Consider the following 19,138-nt stretch of genomic DNA (forward strand, 5'->3'; position numbering starts at 1 on the left):
CGCCCCGGCGCCGTAAGTAGAAGTTTCCATGATCACGACCAGTTCTACTTCACTTCGCGCTTCAGCGTACGCACGAGCCCGAGCACCCCCGGCAGGACGACCCAGAACGCCACGCTCGCGACGACGTGGCCGTAGGGGGCCGACTGGTCGGAGTTCAGCAGCTGGCTGGCGTTCCCGTTCAGGTCGATCCAGGCCAGCGCCGACCCCACCGTGTCGAAGTTCTGCTTCAGGACCCCGAAGATGATGGGCAGGACGAAGTACAGGACGAGGTAGGCGACGATCGCCAGGGGCGAGTTCTGGAACAGCATCCCGAAGGCGATCCCGACCAGGATGAAGATCAGCTCGTAGGCCGCGCTGGCCAGGAGCACCTCAGGCGACAGGCTCCAGTCCACCGGGTGGGCCCGGTCGAGGAGCACGGCGACGCCGTAGCCGACCGCCGCCAGGGCCAGGCCCAGGAGCACCGACAGAATGGTGTAACCCACCCCGGCCAGGACCTTCGCGGCCGCGACCCGGCCCCGCTGCGGCACCAGGGTGAAGGTCGACATCACCGTGCGCTGCGACCACTCGGTGGTGACCATCAGGATGCCGAGCAGCGGGAGAAACACGGAGGCGGGTATGACGGTGAACTGGAAGATGCCCTCGTAGGCGAAGTTGGCGTCCGGGCCGAGGATCACGGCGAGCGCGACCCCACCCACGGTGATCAGGGCGATGACCAGGAGCAGCCAGAACCCCGACCGGGTGTCGACCATCTTGCGCATCTCGAGGCGGGTCAGCGTGAGCAGACCGGGCCGGTACATCGTCGAACGGTCCCGCGCGGTGCGAGACCTCACGGACGCGGTCGTGGCGCTCATCGGGTCACCGCCGGGGCACTCGTGATCTTGAAGAACAGGTCCTCGAGGCCGGCGTCCCCCGGCCTCAGCTCCGTGAGCACCAGCCCGGCGGCCGCCGCGGCCCGCCCGACGACGAGGGGTTCGGCGTCGACCCGGAAGTGGTCGGTGGTGGGCGTGACGACCAGCCCCGCCGCGCGCAAACCCTCGCCGAGCGCGACCGGATCCTCGCCCTTGACGATCGAGCCACTGCCCTTGAGCAGGTCGTGCTTGGCGCCGTCGGCGGCGATCCGCCCGTTGCCGATCATCACCAGGTGGTCGGCGACGGCCTGCACCTCGTGCAGCAGGTGCGACGAGAGCAGCACCGTGCCGCCCTCGGCCGCGAAGCCGGCCAGCAGGGTGCGCATCCAGGCGATGCCCTCGGGGTCGAGGCCGTTGGCGGGTTCGTCGAGCACGAGCACGCTCGGGTCGCCGAGCAGGGCCTGCCCGATGCCGAGCCGCTGCCGCATGCCGAGCGAGTAGTTGCCGACCCGCTTCTTCTCGGCCCCGGCCAGGCCGACCCGCTCGAGCATCGCGGTGACCTTGGACTTGCTCACCCCGAGGGTGCCCGCGGCCAGGCCGAGGACCTCGCGGCCCGTGCGGCCGGGGTGCTGGGCCGAGGCGTCGAGCAGGACGCCGACCTCCAGCCCGGGGTTCGGCAGCTTCGCGAAGGGCACCCCGTTCACGGTGGCCCGCCCGGACGTCGGCGCGGTCAGCCCGCACAGCACCCGCATGGTCGTGGACTTTCCGGCCCCGTTCGGGCCGAGGAAGCCGGTCACGGTGCCCGGCTCACAGGTGAAGCTCACGTCGTCGACGGCGACCTGGCCGCCGTAGCGCTTGGTGACATGTTCGACGGTGATCACGTCGCCCACCCTTCCGCTATTGCCCCGCTTCGGCCAACTTTCGCCCGGCTTTCGGCGTGGCCACTGCGGAGAGCACGTTCTTCGTCACTCGGACGGCGAAGCGCTGCGCCTGAGCCGGCACGCCGCCCGAACACGTCCGGTTCACCGTGCACGCCCAGGCGCCGGTCCCGGCGCTGAACACCACCGCGCCCGAGCCGAGCACGCTGTACGTCGCGGCCTGGGTCGAGGCCTGGGCGCCGCAGCCGACCCAGGTGCCGGCGACCGTGGTCCGCTGTCGAGCACTGCCCGCCGCGATCGCAGCTCGGTCGCTGCCGCCGGCGACCAACCCCGGCACCAGGAGGCCGGGATAGACGGTGAGCCCCTGGTAGCCCCACCACCCGGCGTCACGCACCACCCAGTCGGCCCGCACGGACGACGTCGGCCGGCAGGCGGGGGACTGTCCGGTCAGGCGGGTGGTCGCCCCGTCGCCGGTGCCCGCACCGAAGAAGGCGAGGTTCGTGCCCGTGCGGGCGGCGGCCCGCACGGCGGCCGCCAGACCCGCGGGCCAGTCCCGGCTGCTGCCGGTGACCACGGCGGCGGCCCCCTTGAGGAGCGCGGGGTGCGCGGCGACGTCCGCCTCCGTCGCGTACGCCAGCGGCGCGCCGTACCGCTCGGCGACCTGGACGACGCCGAGCTCACCGCGCAGGAAGCCGCCGGGGGTGCGCCAGGTGGCCGGGGAACTCATCACCAGGACCCGGCCGCGGGCGTCGGCGCTGCGCACGGCGAGGGTCCCGTACCGGGTGGCCGGGCCGGAGTCGGCGCGGATCAGGTAGGTGCCGGCGGGCCAGCCGGTGGTGTCGATCCGGCCGCTCGGCGGGGACGTCCCCCGCCAGACCTCCCGGGCGCCCGCGCCGCCGTACCAGCCGATCCGCAGCGCGCTCAGGGTCACCGGCTGCTCGCTCGCGGCGGTGACGGCGAAACCCTCACCCGGCGCGACGGACGTCGCGGCGACGGTCAACCTCAGGCCCGCGGCCGAGGTGCGGGCCGCCGGGACGCGCCAGCCCGCGAACCCGGGGCGCGCGTTCTCGGCCGCGACGTCGAGGGGCTGGGCCGGGACGCTCGAGGCGACCGGCGTGGACGAGGGGGTGGCCGCGGCCGCCGCGCTCCCGTCGTCCGGCTGCGTGGCCGCCGCGCCGATGCCTGCGGTCACGGCGCCGAGCCCTGCCAGCAGCAGGACGGCGGTGAGGCGGGCACGGGGCACGGTGACCGATTCTGTCGTCCGTGCGGACGGAGGCGAAATCCAACCCGCCGCCCGCGAGGCATGCGTCACGCGGGCCGGCGGACGACGCAGGGTCGGGGCGGCGGCTCACGACCGGGCCGGCCCGGGTGGAGTCCGAAGCGGGCCAGGCCCCGCTGAGCCGAGCGGGCGCATGACCCCTGTCTGACCTGCATGATCTTGGATTTTGCAGAAAGTTGAGGCGTCTGCACTTGCGCAACCTACGGGGACGTAAGTTATGGTTTCGGAACCGTAACCTACGAGACCGTAGGTTGAGCAACGTATGACCAACTTCACCTCCCGGCCGAACTCCCTGACGCCGACCACGGAAGGACCTGGTCCATGACCGCAACCACCAACACCGCCGCCGAGCTCGGCGACGAGGCGCCGCGCCGGCCGAAGCCGAAGCGCGAGATCGCCCCTCTGACCTACGGCCGCAAGGGCAACATCGAGATCTTCTTCCTCTGGGTGTTCGTCCTCGCCCCCTGGGTGGCGCTGGCCGCCGGCATCTACCTGACCGCCAACACCCCGTGGGCGATGAACTGGACGCAGGCTGCGCTGTTCGTCGTCTTCTACGTCTTCACCGGCCTCGGGATCACGATCGGCTTCCACCGCTACCTGACCCACGGCGCGTTCAAGGCCAAGCGCCCGCTGAAGATCATGCTGACGCTGGCCGGCACGATGGCCATCGAGGGTGGGCCGATCCGCTGGGTCGCCGACCACCGGCGGCACCACCAGTTCTCCGACGAGGAGAACGACCCGCACTCGCCGTGGCGTTTCGGCCACAGCCTGGGCGGCCTGACCAAGGGCCTGATCTGGGCCCACACCGGCTGGCTGTTCACCCGTGAGAACACGAACTCGCGACGGTTCGCCCCCGACCTGATCGCCGACCCGGACATCCGGTTCTTCCAGAAGAAGTTCGTCTACGTGCTGCTGTTCAGCCTGCTCCTGCCGACCGCCCTCGGCGGCCTGCTGACCTGGTCGTGGCAGGGTGCGGTGGCCGGGTACATCTGGGCCGGTCTGGTCCGCATCGCGCTGGTGCACCACGTGACCTGGTCCGTGAACTCGGTCTGCCACGTGTTCGGCGAGCGGCCGTTCACCACCACCGACAAGGCCTCGAACGTGTGGTGGCTGGCCATCCTGAGCTTCGGCGAGTCGTGGCACAACCTGCACCACGCCGACCCGACCTCGGCCCGGCACGGTGTCGACAAGGGCCAGATCGACATCTCGGCCCGCACCATCTGGCTGTTCGAGAAGGCCGGCTGGGCGTACAACGTGCGCTGGCCGAAGGCCTCCCGTCTCGACGCCAAGCGCAAGGACCAGGCGCTCGCCGCCTGACGCCCTGTAGCGGGAGGGGCCCGTCACCGGCAACGGTGGCGGGCCCTTCTGCGTGCCCTCAGGCGGGCTTGCCGTCGGGGGTGATGGCCGCGAAACCCGCATAGGGAACGAGCTTCTCGGGTAGCACGATCGAGCCGTCGGCCCGCTGCCCCTGCTCGAGCACCGCGGCGAGGGTGCGGCCGATCGGCAGCCCCGAACCGTTCAACGTGGCCACGAACGTCCGCTTGCCCCCCGCATCCTTCGTCCGGATGTTCGCCCGCCGGGCCTGGAACGTGCCGAAGTCGGAGCAGGACGAGATCTCCCGGTACTTGCCCTGACCCGGCAGCCACACCTCGATGTCGTAGGTCTTCTGGGCGCTGAACCCGGTGTCCCCGGCGGCCAGCACGACCACGCGGTACGCGAGACCCAGCTCCTGGAGCGCCTTCTCGGCATGCCCGACGAGCTCCTCCAGCTGCGCCGCCGACTCCTCCGCCGGGCAGAACCGGACCAGTTCGACCTTGGCGAACTGGTGCACGCGGATCAGCCCGCGGGTGTCGCGACCGTAGGAACCCGCCTCCGAGCGGAAGCACGGCGTCCACGCGGTGTAGGCCAGCGGCAGCTGCGCCGGTTCGAGCACCTCGTCGGCGTGCAGGTTCGTCAGCGGCACCTCGGCGGTCGGGATCAGGTACAGATCACGCGTCCCCGTCCCCGTCTTGAACAGGTCCTCCTCGAACTTGGGCAGCTGCCCGGTGCCGACCAGCGCGGTCGGCTGCACGAGGTACGGCACGGAGAACTCGGTGTAGCCGTTCTCGCCCGTGTGCAGGTCGAGCAGGAAGCCGGCCAGGGCCCGTTCGAGCCGGGCGCCCAGCCCCTTGCTGACCACGAACCGCGGGCCGGAAAGCTTGGTGGCGCGGGCGAAGTCGAAGATCCCGGTGCGCTCGCCGAGGTCGACGTGGTCGAGCGGTTCGAAGTCGAAGTCCTGCGGGGTGCCCCACCGGCGCAGCTCGACCGCGTCGTCCTCCCCGCCGTCCGGCAGGTCGTCGAGCGGCAGGTTGGGGACGGCGAGCATCAGGTCGCGCAGCTCCTGCGCGGCGGCGTCGTGCTCGAGTTCGGCCTCGCGGACCTGCTCCTTCAGCAGCCGCGCGCGCTCCTTCAACTCCTCCAGCGCCGCCGGGTCGCCACCCGCCTTGGCCGAGCGACCCACCTCACCGGCCACGCGCTTGGACTCCGCGCGCAGTTCGTCACCGGTGCGGATGGCGGCGTTGCGCCGGGCCTGGAGCGCCTCGATCGCCTCGACGTCGAGCGTGTAGCCGCGGCGCGCGAGCTTGCGCACCGCGTCGTTCGCGGGGTCGAGCAGGGCGCGGACATCGTGCATGCACTGACCGTAGCAATCTGCGGTCAGGTGGCGAAAAGCAATACCAGGCCGGTGCAGGTGAGTCCCACCATGAGCACCAGGAGGGGCACCTGCCCCAGCACCGCGGCCCGGCGCGGGAACAACCGGATCGCCCGGTCGTGGGCCAGCACCACGCCGAGCACGTGCCCGAGCACCACCGCGAGCACCTGGACGACGACCACCACGTTGGGGTCGGCCGGCGCCGACCACACCGAGACGGAGCCGACCGGGACGTCGCCGCGCGGGTGCAGGAGGTGGGGCAGGCCGCGCTGCCCCTCGATGACGAGCAGCGAGTAGTAGTGGGCCACGACGTAGCCCAGCGCCACCGGCACGACGGAGTGCGCGAAGGCCACCGGCATCGACTCGCCGCCCGGCCCCCGGCGCACCCCGGCGACCAGCCCGGCGAGCTCGGTGCAGGCCACGTACAGCCCCGACAGCAGCAGGATCGTCCCGAGCAGCCCCACCGTGGGCAGCAGGTACACCGGCAGCGTCGACTGCTGCACCCAGCCCGCCCAGTGCGGCGACCCGGACAACCCGTCGTAGGCCGTGGAGCCGAGCATCACCATGACGACCGCGACCAGCCCCGGGGCGGGGCGCAACGCGTCGAGCCCCGCCAGCGGCGAGCGCAGCACCACCTCCGCGCCCCGGCCGGCGGACCGCCGTCCGAGCACCGCGAACCGGCCGAACAGGCCCGACCAGGCCTCGAACGCGTCCGCCCGGTCGAACCACACCGACCCGTAGAGCATCGCCGCGAACAGGTGCACGACCGCGTACACGCCGATCACCCACCGGAACACGGGCAGCTCGGAGTTGTCCGGGTAGATCAGCTCCAGCCAGGTGAAGCAGAACAGGCCGACAGCCGCGGGCCAGTAGCCGATCCGCGCGGGCAGCGGGTAGGCGCCCTCGCGTGGGTCGAGCCGGGCCAACCCCAGCAGGCCACGGTGGATCAGCCGCAGCGGGTTGAGCCGCCGCCACACGTTGCCGAGCAGCACCGAGACGGGCACCAGGCCGACCCAGAAGTAGACGTAGACCAGCCACGGCATCGGGTTGTTGCCGGAGTCGACGCCGGTCAGCGCGAGCAGCAGGTAGACCAGCAGCAACCCCGCCAGCACGGTGACCGCGAGCCGGGCCCCGCGGGAGGAGACCAGGCGGGTCAGGCCGGGCAGGGGGCGCCCGGCGTCCCGCCCCTCGATCCGCGGTTCGCGCCACAGCAGCCCCAGCGCCAGGAACGAGACGACCACCGCGGCGGCGGCGCCGGCCACCGCCCAGCCGAACGGGAGCGGAAGGTCCTGACGGCCGCCGATACCGTGCGCCAGTAAGGCAGTCCTCACGGGCCAGAACGTACCCTGGTGGCGTGACCGACCACGCCCACCCCCACCCGCAGGGGTCGGGCCACGGGCACGCCCACACCATCTCGGCGGACGCGGACGGCCGGCTGCTGCGCGTGGCCCTCGGCCTGCTGGTCACCTTCATGGCCGGCGAGGTGCTGGTCGGGATCGCGGCCCGCTCCCTGGCCCTGATCTCCGACGCCGCACACATGCTCACCGACGCCGCGGCGATCGTCCTGGCGCTGGCCGCGGCCCGGCTGGCCCGACGGCCCGCGACGGGACGGATGACGTACGGCTGGCGCCGCGTGGAGATCCTGGCCGCGCAGGCCAACGGGTTGACGCTCCTGCTGCTGTCCGTCTGGCTGGCCTACGAGTCGGTGCGCCGGTTGATCGACCCGCCCGAGGTCGAGGGCGGCCTGGTGCTCGGGACGGCGGTCGTCGGGGTGGCGGTGAACGTGGCCGCCACCTGGGTGCTGGCCCAGGCCGACCGCACCAGCCTGAACGTCGAGGGCGCCTTCCAGCACGTGCTGACCGACCTCTACGCGTTCATCGCGACGGCGGTCGCGGGGGCCCTCGTCCTGACCACGGGCTGGAACCGGCTCGACCCCGTCGCGTCGCTCGTCGTCGTCGCGCTGATGACCCGCTCGGGGCTGCGGCTGGTGCGCGAGTCGGGGCGGATCTTCCTCGAGGCCGCGCCGGCGGGGCTCTCGCCGCAGGCCATCGGCGCGTCGCTGGCCGCGGTTCGGCTGGTGCACGAGGTGCATGACCTGCACGTCTGGGAGATCACGTCGGGACAGCCCGCCTTGAGCGCGCATGTGCTGGTCGAGCCCGGTGCCGACTGCCATGCTCTGCGGCTGGACCTGGAGTCGATGCTGACCCGGGACTACGCGATCGGGCACACCACCCTGCAGGTCGACCACGCACCCGCGACCACGTTGCGGATCGGCCCGCCGCCCAGCGCCCACCCGCCGCACGGCTGACCGTCCGGCCGGCCCGCCCAGGAGGAGACCGCATGTCCTGCACGCCGGTCACGGTGACCGCCCCCGACGGGGCCGCGCTGACCGCGTGCACGCACGGCGGCCACGTCCTGGGCTGGGTGCCGGTCGGCGGCGCGCAGCGGCTGTGGTTGTCGCCGACGGCGGAGTGCGGGCCGGGGCGCGCGATCCGCGGCGGCGTCCCGGTGATCTTCCCGCAGTTCGCGGGGCGCGGCCCGTTGCCCAAGCACGGGTTCGCGCGCGACCGCGCCTGGCAGCGGGTCGACGGCTGTCCCGCGGGGACGTGGGCGGCGACGTTGCGGGACGACGAGCAGACGCGCGCGCTCTGGCCGTACGCCTTCGAACTGCGCCTGACCGCGACCGTCGCCGCACAGGAGCTGACCATCGACCTCGAGGTGCGCAACGACGGCGCGCAGCCGTTCGAGTTCACCGCCGCGCTGCACGGCTACCTCGTGGTCCGCGACCCGCACGCCGAACTGGCCGGGCTGGGCGGGCTGCACGCGCAGGACAACGCGCGCCCGGAGCCGGCGGACGACGGCGACCCGGTGTGGCTCGGTGCCCCCGGGGAGTCGGTGCCGGCGCTGCAGCCGCGCGACGTGTCCCTGCTGGGGGCGACCGACCCGGTGGACCTGGTCGACGGCACGCTCGGCCGGCTCACGCTCACCGCCGAGGCGTTCACCGACCGGGTCGTCTGGAACCCCGGTCCGGGGCATGGCCTGGCCGACGTCCCGGCCGGCGCCGAGGCCGGTTTCGTGTGCGTCGAGGCCGCGCGCCTGACGCCGGTCACGTTGCCCGCGGGGGCGACGTGGACCGGACGCCAGACGCTGCGTGCCGAACCGTCAGTTGCCCTGTAGAAGAACACCTTTGACCGGCGCGTAGGGTAACGCCGAAGTGGCCGTGACCAGCACCTTTGACCGCTCGACGTCACACAGCGTAATGGGGCTTTGCGCTTGTGCAGTCGGCATGGCAATATCTCTCACGCACCGGCGCCAAGAGCGCCGGTGCACCAGTTTGGGCGGGTTCGAGGGCCGGGCCAGGAGCAGACCCGGTCTAGGCCGCCGCCGCCAGGTACTCCTCCCACTGCGGGTCGCGCACGTCGGCGCCGCGCACCACCCACTGCGGGCCCCGGGGGACGCCGGGCCGCACCCGCAGAGTCCAGCCCTTCTCCTCCGGGGTGCGGTTGCCCTTCACGTTGTTGCACCGCACGCAGCAGGCGACGAGGTTCTCCCACGTGTCCCGGCCCCCGCGGCTGCGGGGCAGGACGTGGTCGATGGTCGTGGCGTGCAGGCCGCAGTACGCGCACCGGTGGTCGTCGCGGCGCAGGACCCCGCGCCGGCTCACCGGCACCGACCGGCCGTGCGGGACGCGCACGTAGCGGCCGAGCACGATGACCGAGGGCCGGGGCAGGATGACGCTCCCGCTGACGACCGGGACCGGCCCGTCGGCGATGACCGTCGCCTTGCCCGCCAGCACGAGCACCAGGGCCCGCCGGAACGAGACGACCGCGAGTGGCTCGTACCCCGCATTGAGAACCAGAGTGCGCATCACGCCTCCCCTGCCGACAACGTGCCGCAGGCGATTGCGGTGGCCGCCGTTCCACGGTGAGGCCGTGTGATCGGCCTCGGGACGACGAAAGGCGCCGTTCCCAACGGAACGACGCCCTGGCTCGCGCGCGGCTGGACCACCGGTAGTAGTGGTACCACCGGTAACCGGACACTCGTACTCGCCAGGGCGGCAATGACACTGCGCAGCGCGTCAGGCATCACGACCTCCTCAGCTCGCACAACACCCGATGGACTCTTCGCAGAGTAAGCGCATCGACCCCACGAATCACTTCTTTTCTACCGAGGCGAGTCGTGCTAGTGGTGACGGCCGGGAAAACTCTGTCGGCAAAAAGCGATCGGCACCGGCCCCTGCGGAGGGGGTCGGTGCCGATCGTCGAAGCTGTGTCGCGGAGTTGAAGCCGTACTGCGGAGTTTCGGTCTCGCTCAGAACCGGCCGAAGACGACCGAGCTGCTGTAGATCTCGCGCTTGGAGGTGACGTGGCCGGTGCTGCCGGCGTCGATCATCATGTTGTCGCCCGCGTAGATGCCCACGTGGTACGCGCGGCCCCCGCTCAAGAAGAAGACCAGGTCGCCGGGGACGGCCTGGTCGCGGGAGATGCGCGTGCTGGCGATCAACTGCTCGTTCGCCGTGCGCGGGAGGTTGATGCCGGCGAGGCGGTACACGTAGCCGGTCAGGCCCGAGCAGTCCCAGCCGTTCGGCGTGGTGCCGCCGTAGACGTACTTGACGCCCAGGTAGCGCGAGGCGATGGCCACGATCGAGGCGCCCTTCGAGCTGCCGAAGCTGCCGAGGTCGAACGACGGACCCTGGCTCTTCGGAACGGCCTTGAAGGCGCCGGTCTCGAAGGTGACCGCGGCGGCCGCGGGGGCGGTCAGCTCGGTGGCCGAGGAGTCGGTGGCGCCGACCGCCGACAGCAGGCCGCTCTGCAGGGCCATGCCGGGCTGGACGGCGATCGGGGCGGTGGCGGGCGCAGCGGCCTCGGCACCGGAGGTGGCCGCGTTCGCGGGAAGGCCCATCGTGGCCACGAGCCCGCTGGACATGGCCAGCACGACACCGCCACGACCGAGTGTTCCCACGTGGTCGGTGACGGCGTTGGATAACGACGTAAGGGGCGTACTAGGTCGAACTGTCGCGCGGTGACGCGACGTTGCTCGAGTAGTCACTTTCAGCCTTCTCCGTACGCCTTCGAGGTGAGCTGTCGGGTTCGGGTGGGAGATCACCCGGCCGGAAGGTTCCCGGCTTCACCCCAAGGACCGCAGGGAGCACGGCCCGAAAGTGGTTCCCCCGCCTCTGCCATGCGGTGTTGTAGCTGGCCCCGGAGCCAGTGGCAGAGCTCGGCGTCCGACCCGGGGGCTTCTCGGAGGGAGAGAAGCGATCGAGAACGTATCCCATGCCCCGGGGGGATGTCACGTCTGTGTCACGGTGACATCCGATTTCTTTACGTTGAGTTACCAAGATCCTACGTTCTGCCTAGGACTCACTCGCTCAGACATGGCGAAACCGGACAGACGGTAACTGGTTGAAAGCCGGACAGAGAGCCCGGCCCGGCTGAGGCCGCGGAGGCGGCGCGGAGGCCGCTCAGACGACCGTCAGACGGGCGCTCAGACGACCGTCAGACGGCCTGGACGAACACGTGCCGGGCGACGTCCGGCAGCAGCTGCACGGAGCCCGCCGAGCCCGCCGAGCCCGCCGAGCCCGCCACGCCGGCTTCGGGCGCGACGTCCAGCGAGTACCCCGACGACGTGCGGGAGGCGACCACGACGCTGCCCGGCTTCAGCCCGGCCTCGGCGAAGCGATGCATCACGTCGTTGTCGATCTGCAGCCGCTCACCGAGCCGCCGGACCAGCAGCGAGGCCCCGTCGGCGACCAGCGCGTCCGGCAGGCTCAGCACGCCCTCGCGGAACGCGTCGGGCGAGCTCGCCGCGCCGCCCAGCTCCTCCAGCCCCGGGATCGGGTTGCCGTAGGGGCTCTCGAGCGTGTCGCCGAGCATGGCGAGCAGCTTCTCCTCGACGTGGTCGCTCATCACGTGCTCCCACCGGCAGGCCTCTTCGTGGACCAGCTCCCACTCCAGCCCGATGACGTCGACCAGCAGTCGCTCGGCGAGCCGGTGCTTGCGCATGACGCGGGTGGCCTTGGCCCGGCCCAGGTCGGTCAGCTCGAGGTGCCGGTCGCCGGAGACGTGCAACAGTCCGTCCCGTTCCATCCGGGCGACCGTCTGCGACACCGTCGGCCCGGAGTGGCCGAGACGCTCGGCGATGCGGGCGCGCAGGGGGACGACGCCCTCCTCCTCGAGCTCGAAGATCGTCCGGAGGTACATCTCGGTGGTGTCGATGAGGTCGCTCACGTGCGCATTCTCCTTCACGCGGAGGCTGTCGCGCACCCATGACGCTGTGTTCTCCGCCGTAGGCTGAACGCTCGATGCCCCCCTCTGCTTCCGGCCCCGGATCCCGCACGGTCCTGTGGTTCCGCCGCGACCTGCGCGTGCAGGACCATCCGGCCCTGGTGCGGGCCGCCGCCGACGGGGCCCACGTCGTCCCGCTGTTCGTCCTCGACCCCGCCCTGCTCGAGCCCGCGGGCGAGCCGCGCCGCGCGTGGCTGGCCCGCTCACTCGCCGCGCTCGACGCGACCCTCCAGTCTTCGGGGGGCCACCTGGTGGTCCGGACCGGGAAACCCGAGGACGTCGTCCCCGAGGTCGCCCGGGAGGCGGGCGCCGAGCAGGTGTTCGTCACCGCGGACGCCGGGCCGTACGGCCGGGCGCGCGACGCGCGGGTCGCCCGGGCGCTCGAGGACGGCGGCCGCCGGCTGCGCGCCGTCGGCTCCCCCTACGCCGTGGGCCCGGGATCGCTGCTCACCGGCGGCGGGACGCCGTACCAGGTGTTCACCCCGTTCAGCCGGGCCTGGCTGGAGCACGGCTGGCCCGAACCGGCCGGGCGGCCCCGGCCGCACTGGGCGGACGCGGCCGGCGACGGAACTGGCATATCAGTTCCCGACCAGTCCCTCGGGGGCGTGGAGCCCGGTGAGGCGGCCGCGCGGCGCCGGTGGCGGGAGTTCCTCGAGGACGGCCTGGCGGACTACGCGGACCGCCGCGACCGCCCCGACCTGTTCGGTACCTCGCAGCTGTCGGCGGCCCTGAAGTTCGGCGAGATCCACCCGCGCACCCTGCTGCACGACCTCCGGGAGGTGAGCTCCCGGCGTCCCACCCTCGCGGCGGGCGCCGAGGCCTTCCGGGCCGAACTGTGCTGGCGCGAGTTCTACGCCGACGTCCTGTGGCACCGGCCCGAGACGGCCCGCGAGTACCTGCGCCCGCAGTACGCGCGGATGCGCTACGACGAGCCGGGCGCGGCGTTCGAGGCGTGGACGCAGGGTCGCACCGGGTTCCCGCTGGTCGACGCCGGGATGCGCCAGCTGCTGGCCGACGCCTGGATGCACAACCGGGTCCGGATGCTGGTGGCCAGCTTCCTGGTCAAGGACCTGCACGTGGAGTGGCAGCACGGCGCCCGCTGGTTCATGCAGCACCTGCGCGACGGCGACCTGGCCAGCAACCAGCACGGCTGGCAGTGGGTGGCCGGCTGCGGCACCGACGCGGCGCCCTACTTCCGCGTGTTCAACCCGGTCACGCAGGGGAAGAAGTTCGACCCGGACGGCGCGTACGTGCGCAGGTACGTGCCGGAACTCGCGCACCTGCCGGGCGGCGCGGCCCACGAACCGTGGAAGCACCCCGAGGGCTACGCCCACGGATACCCGGAACCGGTGGTCGACCACGGGGCCGAACGGGTGGAAGCGTTGAGCCGCTACGACGAGGTGCGCTGAGGCTGCCGGCGACTCACCGGCCCCGGCGAGCAGACAGCCCGCAGGGTCGCCTTCGCCCCTCGCACTCGGGCGGGGAGAGTCGGCCGCCGTGCCGGACGAGCACGGCCCCTGCGGGCTGCGGTGACTGCTGGTTTTCGCTGAGAGATGAGTTACCGCCCTAGCGGGCAGCCACCTCACGCGTCCGATGTGAAATCACTTTCCGGACCACCTCCTTTCCCGTGTACCCAGGACGCTAGGCCGGGCCGGAGCCGTTCGCAACGGGGTTTTCGGCCGGTCGGGTCGGGGTGACTTTCGCCGTCGAATTGACCACTAAACCGCCCAACGGGGCATCATCGTGGCGATGGCCGGCAGTCCCGACGACATCTGGCAGGCGCTTCAGGCAGCTGACGCCCTGCCGCCCGGGCGTGCCCGGACGGAGCGGCTCGAGCAATTGGTCGAGCAGGCGGACATCGACGGCGACGCCGAACGGGCCACCGCCGCCCGCCTGTCGCTGGCGCCCGCGCTGCTGCACGGCGGCCGGCACCGCGAGATCGGGCCGGTCCTGGCCTGGCTGCTGGCCCGCTACGAGGAGCAGCAGAGCTGGCTCGGGCCGTGGGAGCGGCAGAGCATCCTGTTCAGCTTCACGTGGGCGACGTCGGCGCTGCTGCCGCACCCCGACGTCCCGCTGGCCCAGATCGAGGCCGCGCTCGCCGACATGACCGCGCGCTACCGGGCCGCGGGCGAGTCGCTCACGCCGGTGCTGAAGGTCCGGTACGACCTGGCCGTGCACCGGCACGGGTACGCGGAGGCCGAGGAGGCCTACGAGGCCTGGGTCGAGGCCTCGCGCAGCGACCTGTCCGACTGCGCGTCCTGCGAGCAGGCCGACCACATCCGGCACCTGACGGCGACCGGGCGCCACCAGGCCGCGGCCGCGCTGGCCATGCCCCTGCTCGACGAGCCGCCGGAGTGCCGCGGCCAGCCGTACCAGACCATCGCCGCGGCCATGGAGTCGCTGCTGGTGGTGGGCGAGACCGAGCGCGCGGCGTTCGAGCACATGCGCGGGGTTCGGCTGCTGCGCATGCACGAGGACGACGAGGTCGGTGACCCCGGCGACGCGCTGCATCCCGACCAGGTGCACGGCCCGGTGTCGGCGATCCCGGGGCGCGCCGAGCACCTCATGGTCTGCGCCCGCTCGGGCCGGCTCGACCGCGGGCTCGACCTGCTGCAGTACTGGATGCCGTGGCTCGCCTCGGGGTCGGCGCCCGCCTACCAGGTGATGGTCACGACGGCGGCCGGCGGCCGGTTGCTGCGCGGCGTCACCGAGGCCGGCGGCGGCGACCTGCAGATCACCACCGGTCGCTGGGGTGACGTGAGCGCCGAACGGCTGGGCAGCCGGTTGGCCGGGCGGGCCCGCGACCTGGCCGCCCGGTTCGACGCCCGCAACGGAACGGACGCGATCGGCAGGCTGGTCGCCTCGATGCTCGACGCCCCGGACGACCTGCCGGACCTGCCGCTCGACTTCGTCGCCCGGGCCCCGCAGTCGATGCGGTTGCCGCGCCGCGAGCCGCTGACCGCGCCCGTGCGAGCGACCGGGCGGCGCGGTCGCCGGGTCGCCCAGGACGAGGGCCCGCAGGCCCTGGCCGACGCCGGTGACCTGGCCGGGCTGGCCCAGGCCTTCCGTGATGCGGCCACGGCCGACTCCGCCGAACGCCGGGCGGCCGTGCTGTCGGCCTGGCGCTCGGCCCGGGACATCTACCTCGACCTGCCCGAGGACGACTTCGAGGGCAGTCGGTCGGCGGCCCGGCTCGACGCCTGGCTGGCGCTGGCCGACCTGGAGCGCGCGGCGGACAACCCGCTGGTCGGCGCGCACGAGGCGGAGGAGCTGCGGATCGCCGCGGCCGCGGCGGCCGACCGGTTGCGCCGGGCGGGCCTGTCGGCCGAGGCGCTGCTGCACGAGCAGAGCTGCGTGATGGCGACCGCGCGGGCCGGGCGGATCGACGCCGCCGAGGCGATGACCCGGGTCGGCAAGACGGCCGCCCAGGTCAGCGCCGAGGGCACCCCCGGGCAGGTCGGTCTCGCCTACTGCCGGCTGGCGCTGGCCCGCGAGGCCGTGGCCCGGGCCGGCCTGTCGGAACCGGCCCTCGACCTGGGCGAGCTGGGCGCCGACCTGCGCGAGCACGACCCCGTCGACCAGTCGATCGCCGCCCTCACGTCGGTGTACCCGACCGAGCTCGACTCGCAGCAGATGCGCGCCCTGTGCCGGATGCTGCGGCTGCGCGCCGTCGACGAACCGCCGGAGCAGGCCGTGGCCTCGCTGCGGGCCGCGATCGACGCCCTGCCCGACGGGGTCCGCCCCGTGGAGCGCGCGATGGCCCACGCCGACCTCGCGGCCAAGCTGATCGACGTCGACCCGCACGCCTCGCTGGACGCCTGGAACCGGGCGGTGCGCGACGCGCTGGCCGCCGACGCCGCCCCGGTCCTCGGCAACCTGCTGGCCGCCGCCGCCACGGTGCAGCACGGGATGGGCGACCCCGAGGGCGCCGCCGACCGGCTGGCCCAGGCGGTGCCGCTGCTCGACCGGCACTCCCCCGGCCCGCTGGCCGCGCAGGCCCGGTTCGACCTGGCCCGCGCGCTGCTGGACTGCGGCCGGGCGATCGAGGCCGCCGAGCTGGCCGAGGCCGCGCTGGCCGACCTGACCGCGGGCGTGGAACGGCTGGAGCAGCTGGCCCCGCTCGAGTACGACGACGGCGACCCCGAGCTGGGTGAGCTGATCCACCTGACGGGCGCCGCGGCGTTCGTGGTGGCCGAGACCCTCGCCGTGCTGGGCGACGTGGCCGGGGCCCGGGCCGCCGCCGCGCGCAGCGCCGCCTGGCACCGGCGCAACGGCAACCTCGTCGCGCAGTCCGAGGCCTGGCAGCTCGCCGCCCGGGTCGGCGGCCCGCCCAGCCAGGTCGTGGCCGACCTGCAGCGGGCGATCGAGCTGGCCGAGGAGGCCGGCGACTGGGACGGCGCGGCCACCTGCCGGCGCGAGCGGATCGCCGCGATCCAGGAGGCGATGGGCCCCGAGGCCGCGCTGGAGGCGCTGATCGAGGCCGACGAGGTGCTGCAGGCCCTGCGCGATGCGTCGACCGGGCAGCTGCCCATCGCTTCGGGCGCCCACATGGCCCCGGCGCGACCCGTCGGGCTGACGCTGAGCGGTGGGCACCGGTTGGCCTGGCACCGGGTGGCCCTGGCCGAGCAGCGGGCCCGCCTGCTGGCCCTGGTCGGCCGCTATCCGGAGGCGCTGAAGCAGGTCGAGGGCCTGGACGAGGGGTACCGGACGCTGGGCGACGACCGCGCGGCCCGCGACCTGCTCGGGCTACGGGGTCAGCTGCGCGCCGAGCTGGGCGACCTGGACGGCGCGCTCGTCGACCTGCGCGGGGCGGCACTGGAGGCCGAGGCGGCCGCCGACGCGACGCAGGCGCACGGGCTCGGGCAGCGGTTGGCGCAGGTGCTGGACGACGCCGGGCGGCCCGACGAGGCGGAGGACGCCTGGGTTCGGTTCTGCGCCGCGCACGAGGGCGTCGACCTGTTCGGCGAGGACGACGAGGACCAGCTGCAGCCGGACGCGGCGAGCACCGGCGAGGGTGAGGGGCCCGGGGAGGCGGCGGACGCCGTCCGTCCGGAGCCTCCGGCCGGTCCGGACGCCCCGGACGCCCCCGAGGTCGCCGAGACTGCCGAGACTGCCGAGACTGCCGAGGCCCCCGAGGAGCCTCAGGGCGATCTGCGCACCACCGACCAGGCGGAGGCGTCGGCCAGCGACGGCGGCTCACCGGCGGACCCAGCGGCGGACCCGCTGTCGGACCCGCTCCCCGACCCGCTGTCGGACCCGCTCCCCGAACCGCTGCGCAGCACGTAGACCAGCCGGTCGTGCAGCCGCGACGGGCGGCCCTGCCAGAACTCGACCTCCGTCGGGCGGACCAGGTAGCCACCCCAGTGGTCGGGCACGGGCACGTCGTCGGGGCGGCCGGTGTCGGGCCAGCGGGCGGACAGCTCGGCGTAGCGGGCTTCGAGTTCGCCGTGCGTCGTGGGCTGCGACTGGTGGCTGACCCAGGCCCCGATCCGCGAGCCGTAGGGCCGGGACCGGAAGTACTCGGCGACCACCGGGCGGGGCAGGAGCTCGACCCGGCCGCGCACGCTCACCTGCCGGTTCAGCGCCAGCCAGGGCAGCACGAGCGCCGCCGCCCGGGTCACGCCCAGCTCCTGCCCCTTGCGCGACATGAGGTTCGTGAAGAACGAAAAGCCTTCCGGCTCGGCGTCCTTCAGCAGCACGGTGCGGGCGGTGGGCCCCCCGTCGAGGCCGACCGTGGCGAGCGTCATCGCGTTCGGCTCCCGCACGCCCGCGGCCCGCGCGGCGGCGTACCAGTCGCGGAACTGAGCCAGTGGATCAGGCCTCAGGTCGGCCTCCAGGAAGGCCGAGGAGTCGTAGGACTCGCGCTGCTGGCTCAGCGTCGGATCAAGCATGTGGCAAGTGTCTCGCTGCAACCACGGGCAGGCATGGCAATCTGCACTCGACACATTTCACAGGCACTGCGTGCCAGCGGGCCACCAGCCCGTGCGGCAGCCAGGATGACCGGGGACCGGAACAAGCCGATCCCCGGACTCGAGGGAGACCCAGATGTCCGACTTCGTACCCGGCCTCGAAGGCGTGATCGCCTTCGAGTCCACCATCGCCGAGCCCGACCGCGCGGGCGGCGCGCTGCGATATCGGGGTGTGGACATCAACGACCTGGTCGGCCGCGTCTCGTACGGCCACGTCTGGGGCCTGCTGGTCGACAACGCCTTCAACCCGGGCCTGCCGCCCGCCGAGCCGTTCCCGCTGCCGGTGCACACCGGTGACGTCCGGGTCGACGTGCAGAGCGCGCTCGCGCAGCTGGCCCCGCTGTGGGGCTTCCGCCCGCTGCTGGACATCGACGTCGAGCAGGCCCGTGAGGACCTGGCCCGCGCCTCGGTGATGGCCCTGTCGTTCGTCGCGCAGTCCGCCCGTGGGCAGAACGCGCCGATGGTGCCGCAGCGCGAGGTCGACAAGGGCTCGACCATCGCCGAGCGGTTCATGATCCGCTGGCGGGGCGAGCCCGACCCGGCGCACGTGGCCGCCGTCGACGCCTACTGGGTGTCGGCCGCCGAGCACGGCATGAACGCCTCGACCTTCACCGCCCGGGTGATCGCCTCGACCGGGGCCGACGTCGCGGCGTCGCTGTCCGGGGCGGTCGGCGCGATGAGCGGCCCGCTGCACGGCGGCGCACCCTCGCGCGTGCTGCACATGCTGGAGGCCGTCGAGCAGGGTGGCGACGCGCTGGCCTACGTGAAGTCGGTCCTGGACGCCGGCGACCGGCTGATGGGTTTCGGCCACCGCGTGTACCGCGCGGAGGACCCGCGGGCCAAGGTGCTGCGGGACACGGCCGAGCGGCTCGGCGCCCCGCGCTTCGAGGTGGCCAAGGCGCTGGAGACCGCCGCCCTGGACGAGCTGCACGCCCGCCGCCCCGACCGGGTGCTGGCCACCAACGTCGAGTTCTGGGCGGCCGTCGTCCTCGACTTCGCCCAGGTGCCCGCGAACATGTTCACGCCGATGTTCTCGTGCGCGCGCACGGCCGGGTGGTCGGCGCACATCCTCGAGCAGAAGGCCACCGGCCGGCTGATCCGTCCGTCGTCGCGCTACATCGGCGAGGGCCCGCGGCCGGTCGAGGCCGTCGAGGGCTGGGACGCCTCGCGCGCCGGGCTGAACTGAGC

14 protein-coding genes and 1 riboswitch are annotated in these 19,138 nt (G+C 73.2%); of the genes, 5 read left to right on the forward strand and 9 right to left on the reverse strand.

Annotation, left to right across the window (positions count from 1 at the left end; genetic code table 11):
• Nucleotides 1-44: 44 nt before the first annotated feature.
• From ACIB24_RS00755 to ACIB24_RS00765, 3 genes are read right to left on the reverse strand one after another with little or no spacing between them, the layout of a single operon-like run.
• Nucleotides 45-851, reverse strand: coding sequence for an ABC transporter permease (locus ACIB24_RS00755; RefSeq protein WP_398273714.1), 807 nt, complete (start codon nucleotides 849-851; stop codon nucleotides 45-47).
• The gene (locus ACIB24_RS00760; RefSeq protein ID WP_398273717.1) at nucleotides 848-1,729 is read right to left on the reverse strand and encodes an ABC transporter ATP-binding protein; all 882 of its coding nucleotides are present in this window, start codon (nucleotides 1,727-1,729) and stop codon (nucleotides 848-850) included. The genes ACIB24_RS00755 and ACIB24_RS00760 overlap by 4 nt, the downstream gene beginning before the upstream one ends.
• Before the next feature lie 16 nt (nucleotides 1,730-1,745).
• Nucleotides 1,746-2,969: a hypothetical protein gene (locus ACIB24_RS00765; RefSeq protein WP_398273720.1), complete on the reverse strand. Its 1,224-nt coding sequence runs from the start codon at nucleotides 2,967-2,969 to the stop codon at nucleotides 1,746-1,748.
• Nucleotides 2,970-3,326: 357 nt separating this feature from the next.
• On the opposite strand from ACIB24_RS00765, the gene ACIB24_RS00770 reads away from it, so the two are divergent.
• Nucleotides 3,327-4,322: an acyl-CoA desaturase gene (locus tag ACIB24_RS00770; protein ID WP_398273723.1), complete on the forward strand. Its 996-nt coding sequence runs from the start codon at nucleotides 3,327-3,329 to the stop codon at nucleotides 4,320-4,322.
• A gap of 58 nt (nucleotides 4,323-4,380) precedes the next feature.
• Here ACIB24_RS00770 and serS read toward each other — a convergent pair whose 3' ends face one another.
• Both serS and ACIB24_RS00780 read right to left on the reverse strand, forming a co-directional pair.
• Complete coding sequence (gene serS / locus ACIB24_RS00775) at nucleotides 4,381-5,676, reverse strand: serine--tRNA ligase (RefSeq protein ID WP_398273726.1); 1,296 nt, start codon at nucleotides 5,674-5,676, stop codon at nucleotides 4,381-4,383.
• 23 nt (nucleotides 5,677-5,699) lie between these two features.
• On the reverse strand, nucleotides 5,700-7,025 hold the full coding sequence (locus ACIB24_RS00780; RefSeq protein WP_398273729.1) for a hypothetical protein: 1,326 nt from the start codon (nucleotides 7,023-7,025) through the stop codon (nucleotides 5,700-5,702).
• A 23-nt stretch (nucleotides 7,026-7,048) separates the two neighbouring features.
• Between ACIB24_RS00780 and ACIB24_RS00785 the strand changes: the two genes are divergently transcribed.
• Nucleotides 7,049-8,002, forward strand: coding sequence for a cation diffusion facilitator family transporter (locus ACIB24_RS00785; RefSeq protein ID WP_398273732.1), 954 nt, complete (start codon nucleotides 7,049-7,051; stop codon nucleotides 8,000-8,002).
• 32 nt (nucleotides 8,003-8,034) lie between these two features.
• Nucleotides 8,035-8,871 carry an aldose epimerase family protein gene (locus ACIB24_RS00790; protein ID WP_398273735.1) on the forward strand — a complete coding sequence of 279 codons (837 nt, stop codon included), beginning with the start codon at nucleotides 8,035-8,037 and terminating at the stop codon, nucleotides 8,869-8,871.
• A gap of 196 nt (nucleotides 8,872-9,067) precedes the next feature.
• Here ACIB24_RS00790 and ACIB24_RS00795 read toward each other — a convergent pair whose 3' ends face one another.
• The 3 genes from ACIB24_RS00795 to ACIB24_RS00805 form a co-directional block, all read right to left on the reverse strand.
• On the reverse strand, nucleotides 9,068-9,562 hold the full coding sequence (locus ACIB24_RS00795) for an HNH endonuclease (RefSeq protein WP_398273739.1): 495 nt from the start codon (nucleotides 9,560-9,562) through the stop codon (nucleotides 9,068-9,070).
• A 443-nt stretch (nucleotides 9,563-10,005) separates the two neighbouring features.
• Nucleotides 10,006-10,620 carry a C40 family peptidase gene (locus tag ACIB24_RS00800; RefSeq protein ID WP_398273742.1) on the reverse strand — a complete coding sequence of 205 codons (615 nt, stop codon included), beginning with the start codon at nucleotides 10,618-10,620 and terminating at the stop codon, nucleotides 10,006-10,008.
• 125 nt (nucleotides 10,621-10,745) lie between these two features.
• Nucleotides 10,746-10,893: riboswitch (cyclic di-AMP (ydaO/yuaA leader) on the reverse strand.
• A gap of 299 nt (nucleotides 10,894-11,192) precedes the next feature.
• Nucleotides 11,193-11,924 (reverse strand): metal-dependent transcriptional regulator, encoded by a 732-nt coding sequence (locus ACIB24_RS00805; RefSeq protein ID WP_398273745.1) that lies wholly within the window; start codon nucleotides 11,922-11,924, stop codon nucleotides 11,193-11,195.
• Nucleotides 11,925-11,998: 74 nt separating this feature from the next.
• Here ACIB24_RS00805 and ACIB24_RS00810 point away from each other — a divergent pair, with 74 nt between their 5' ends.
• Entirely contained in the window at nucleotides 11,999-13,390 is a 1,392-nt protein-coding gene (locus ACIB24_RS00810) for a cryptochrome/photolyase family protein (protein WP_398273748.1), read from the forward strand.
• A 3,732-nt stretch (nucleotides 13,391-17,122) separates the two neighbouring features.
• On the opposite strand, the gene pdxH is transcribed toward ACIB24_RS00810, so the two are convergent.
• Nucleotides 17,123-17,872, reverse strand: coding sequence for a pyridoxamine 5'-phosphate oxidase (gene pdxH / locus ACIB24_RS00815; protein WP_398273751.1), 750 nt, complete (start codon nucleotides 17,870-17,872; stop codon nucleotides 17,123-17,125).
• Between the two features lie 154 nt (nucleotides 17,873-18,026).
• On the opposite strand from pdxH, the gene ACIB24_RS00820 reads away from it, so the two are divergent.
• The gene (locus tag ACIB24_RS00820) at nucleotides 18,027-19,136 is read left to right on the forward strand and encodes a citrate synthase 2 (protein WP_398273754.1); all 1,110 of its coding nucleotides are present in this window, start codon (nucleotides 18,027-18,029) and stop codon (nucleotides 19,134-19,136) included.
• The last annotated feature ends 2 nt before the right edge of the window (nucleotides 19,137-19,138 follow it).

It is taken from the genome of Spongisporangium articulatum (genome assembly GCF_044465595.1).
GTDB classification, from domain to species: Bacteria; Actinomycetota; Actinomycetes; order Actinomycetales; family Kineosporiaceae; genus Spongisporangium; species Spongisporangium articulatum.

Bases quoted from the DNA above. Each gene is read 5' to 3' on its own strand.
- serS (WP_398273726.1), bottom strand. From the start codon at position 5,676: ATGCACGATGTCCGCGCCCTGCTCGACCCCGCGAACGACGCGGTGCGC.
- ACIB24_RS00790 (WP_398273735.1), top strand. From the start codon at position 8,035: ATGTCCTGCACGCCGGTCACGGTGACCGCCCCCGACGGGGCCGCGCTG.
- pdxH (WP_398273751.1), bottom strand. From the start codon at position 17,872: ATGCTTGATCCGACGCTGAGCCAGCAGCGCGAGTCCTACGACTCCTCG.
- ACIB24_RS00795 (WP_398273739.1), bottom strand. From the start codon at position 9,562: ATGCGCACTCTGGTTCTCAATGCGGGGTACGAGCCACTCGCGGTCGTC.
- ACIB24_RS00755 (WP_398273714.1), bottom strand. From the start codon at position 851: ATGAGCGCCACGACCGCGTCCGTGAGGTCTCGCACCGCGCGGGACCGT.
- ACIB24_RS00800 (WP_398273742.1), bottom strand. From the start codon at position 10,620: ATGTCCAGCGGGCTCGTGGCCACGATGGGCCTTCCCGCGAACGCGGCC.
- ACIB24_RS00810 (WP_398273748.1), top strand. From the start codon at position 11,999: ATGCCCCCCTCTGCTTCCGGCCCCGGATCCCGCACGGTCCTGTGGTTC.
- ACIB24_RS00820 (WP_398273754.1), top strand. From the start codon at position 18,027: ATGTCCGACTTCGTACCCGGCCTCGAAGGCGTGATCGCCTTCGAGTCC.
- ACIB24_RS00770 (WP_398273723.1), top strand. From the start codon at position 3,327: ATGACCGCAACCACCAACACCGCCGCCGAGCTCGGCGACGAGGCGCCG.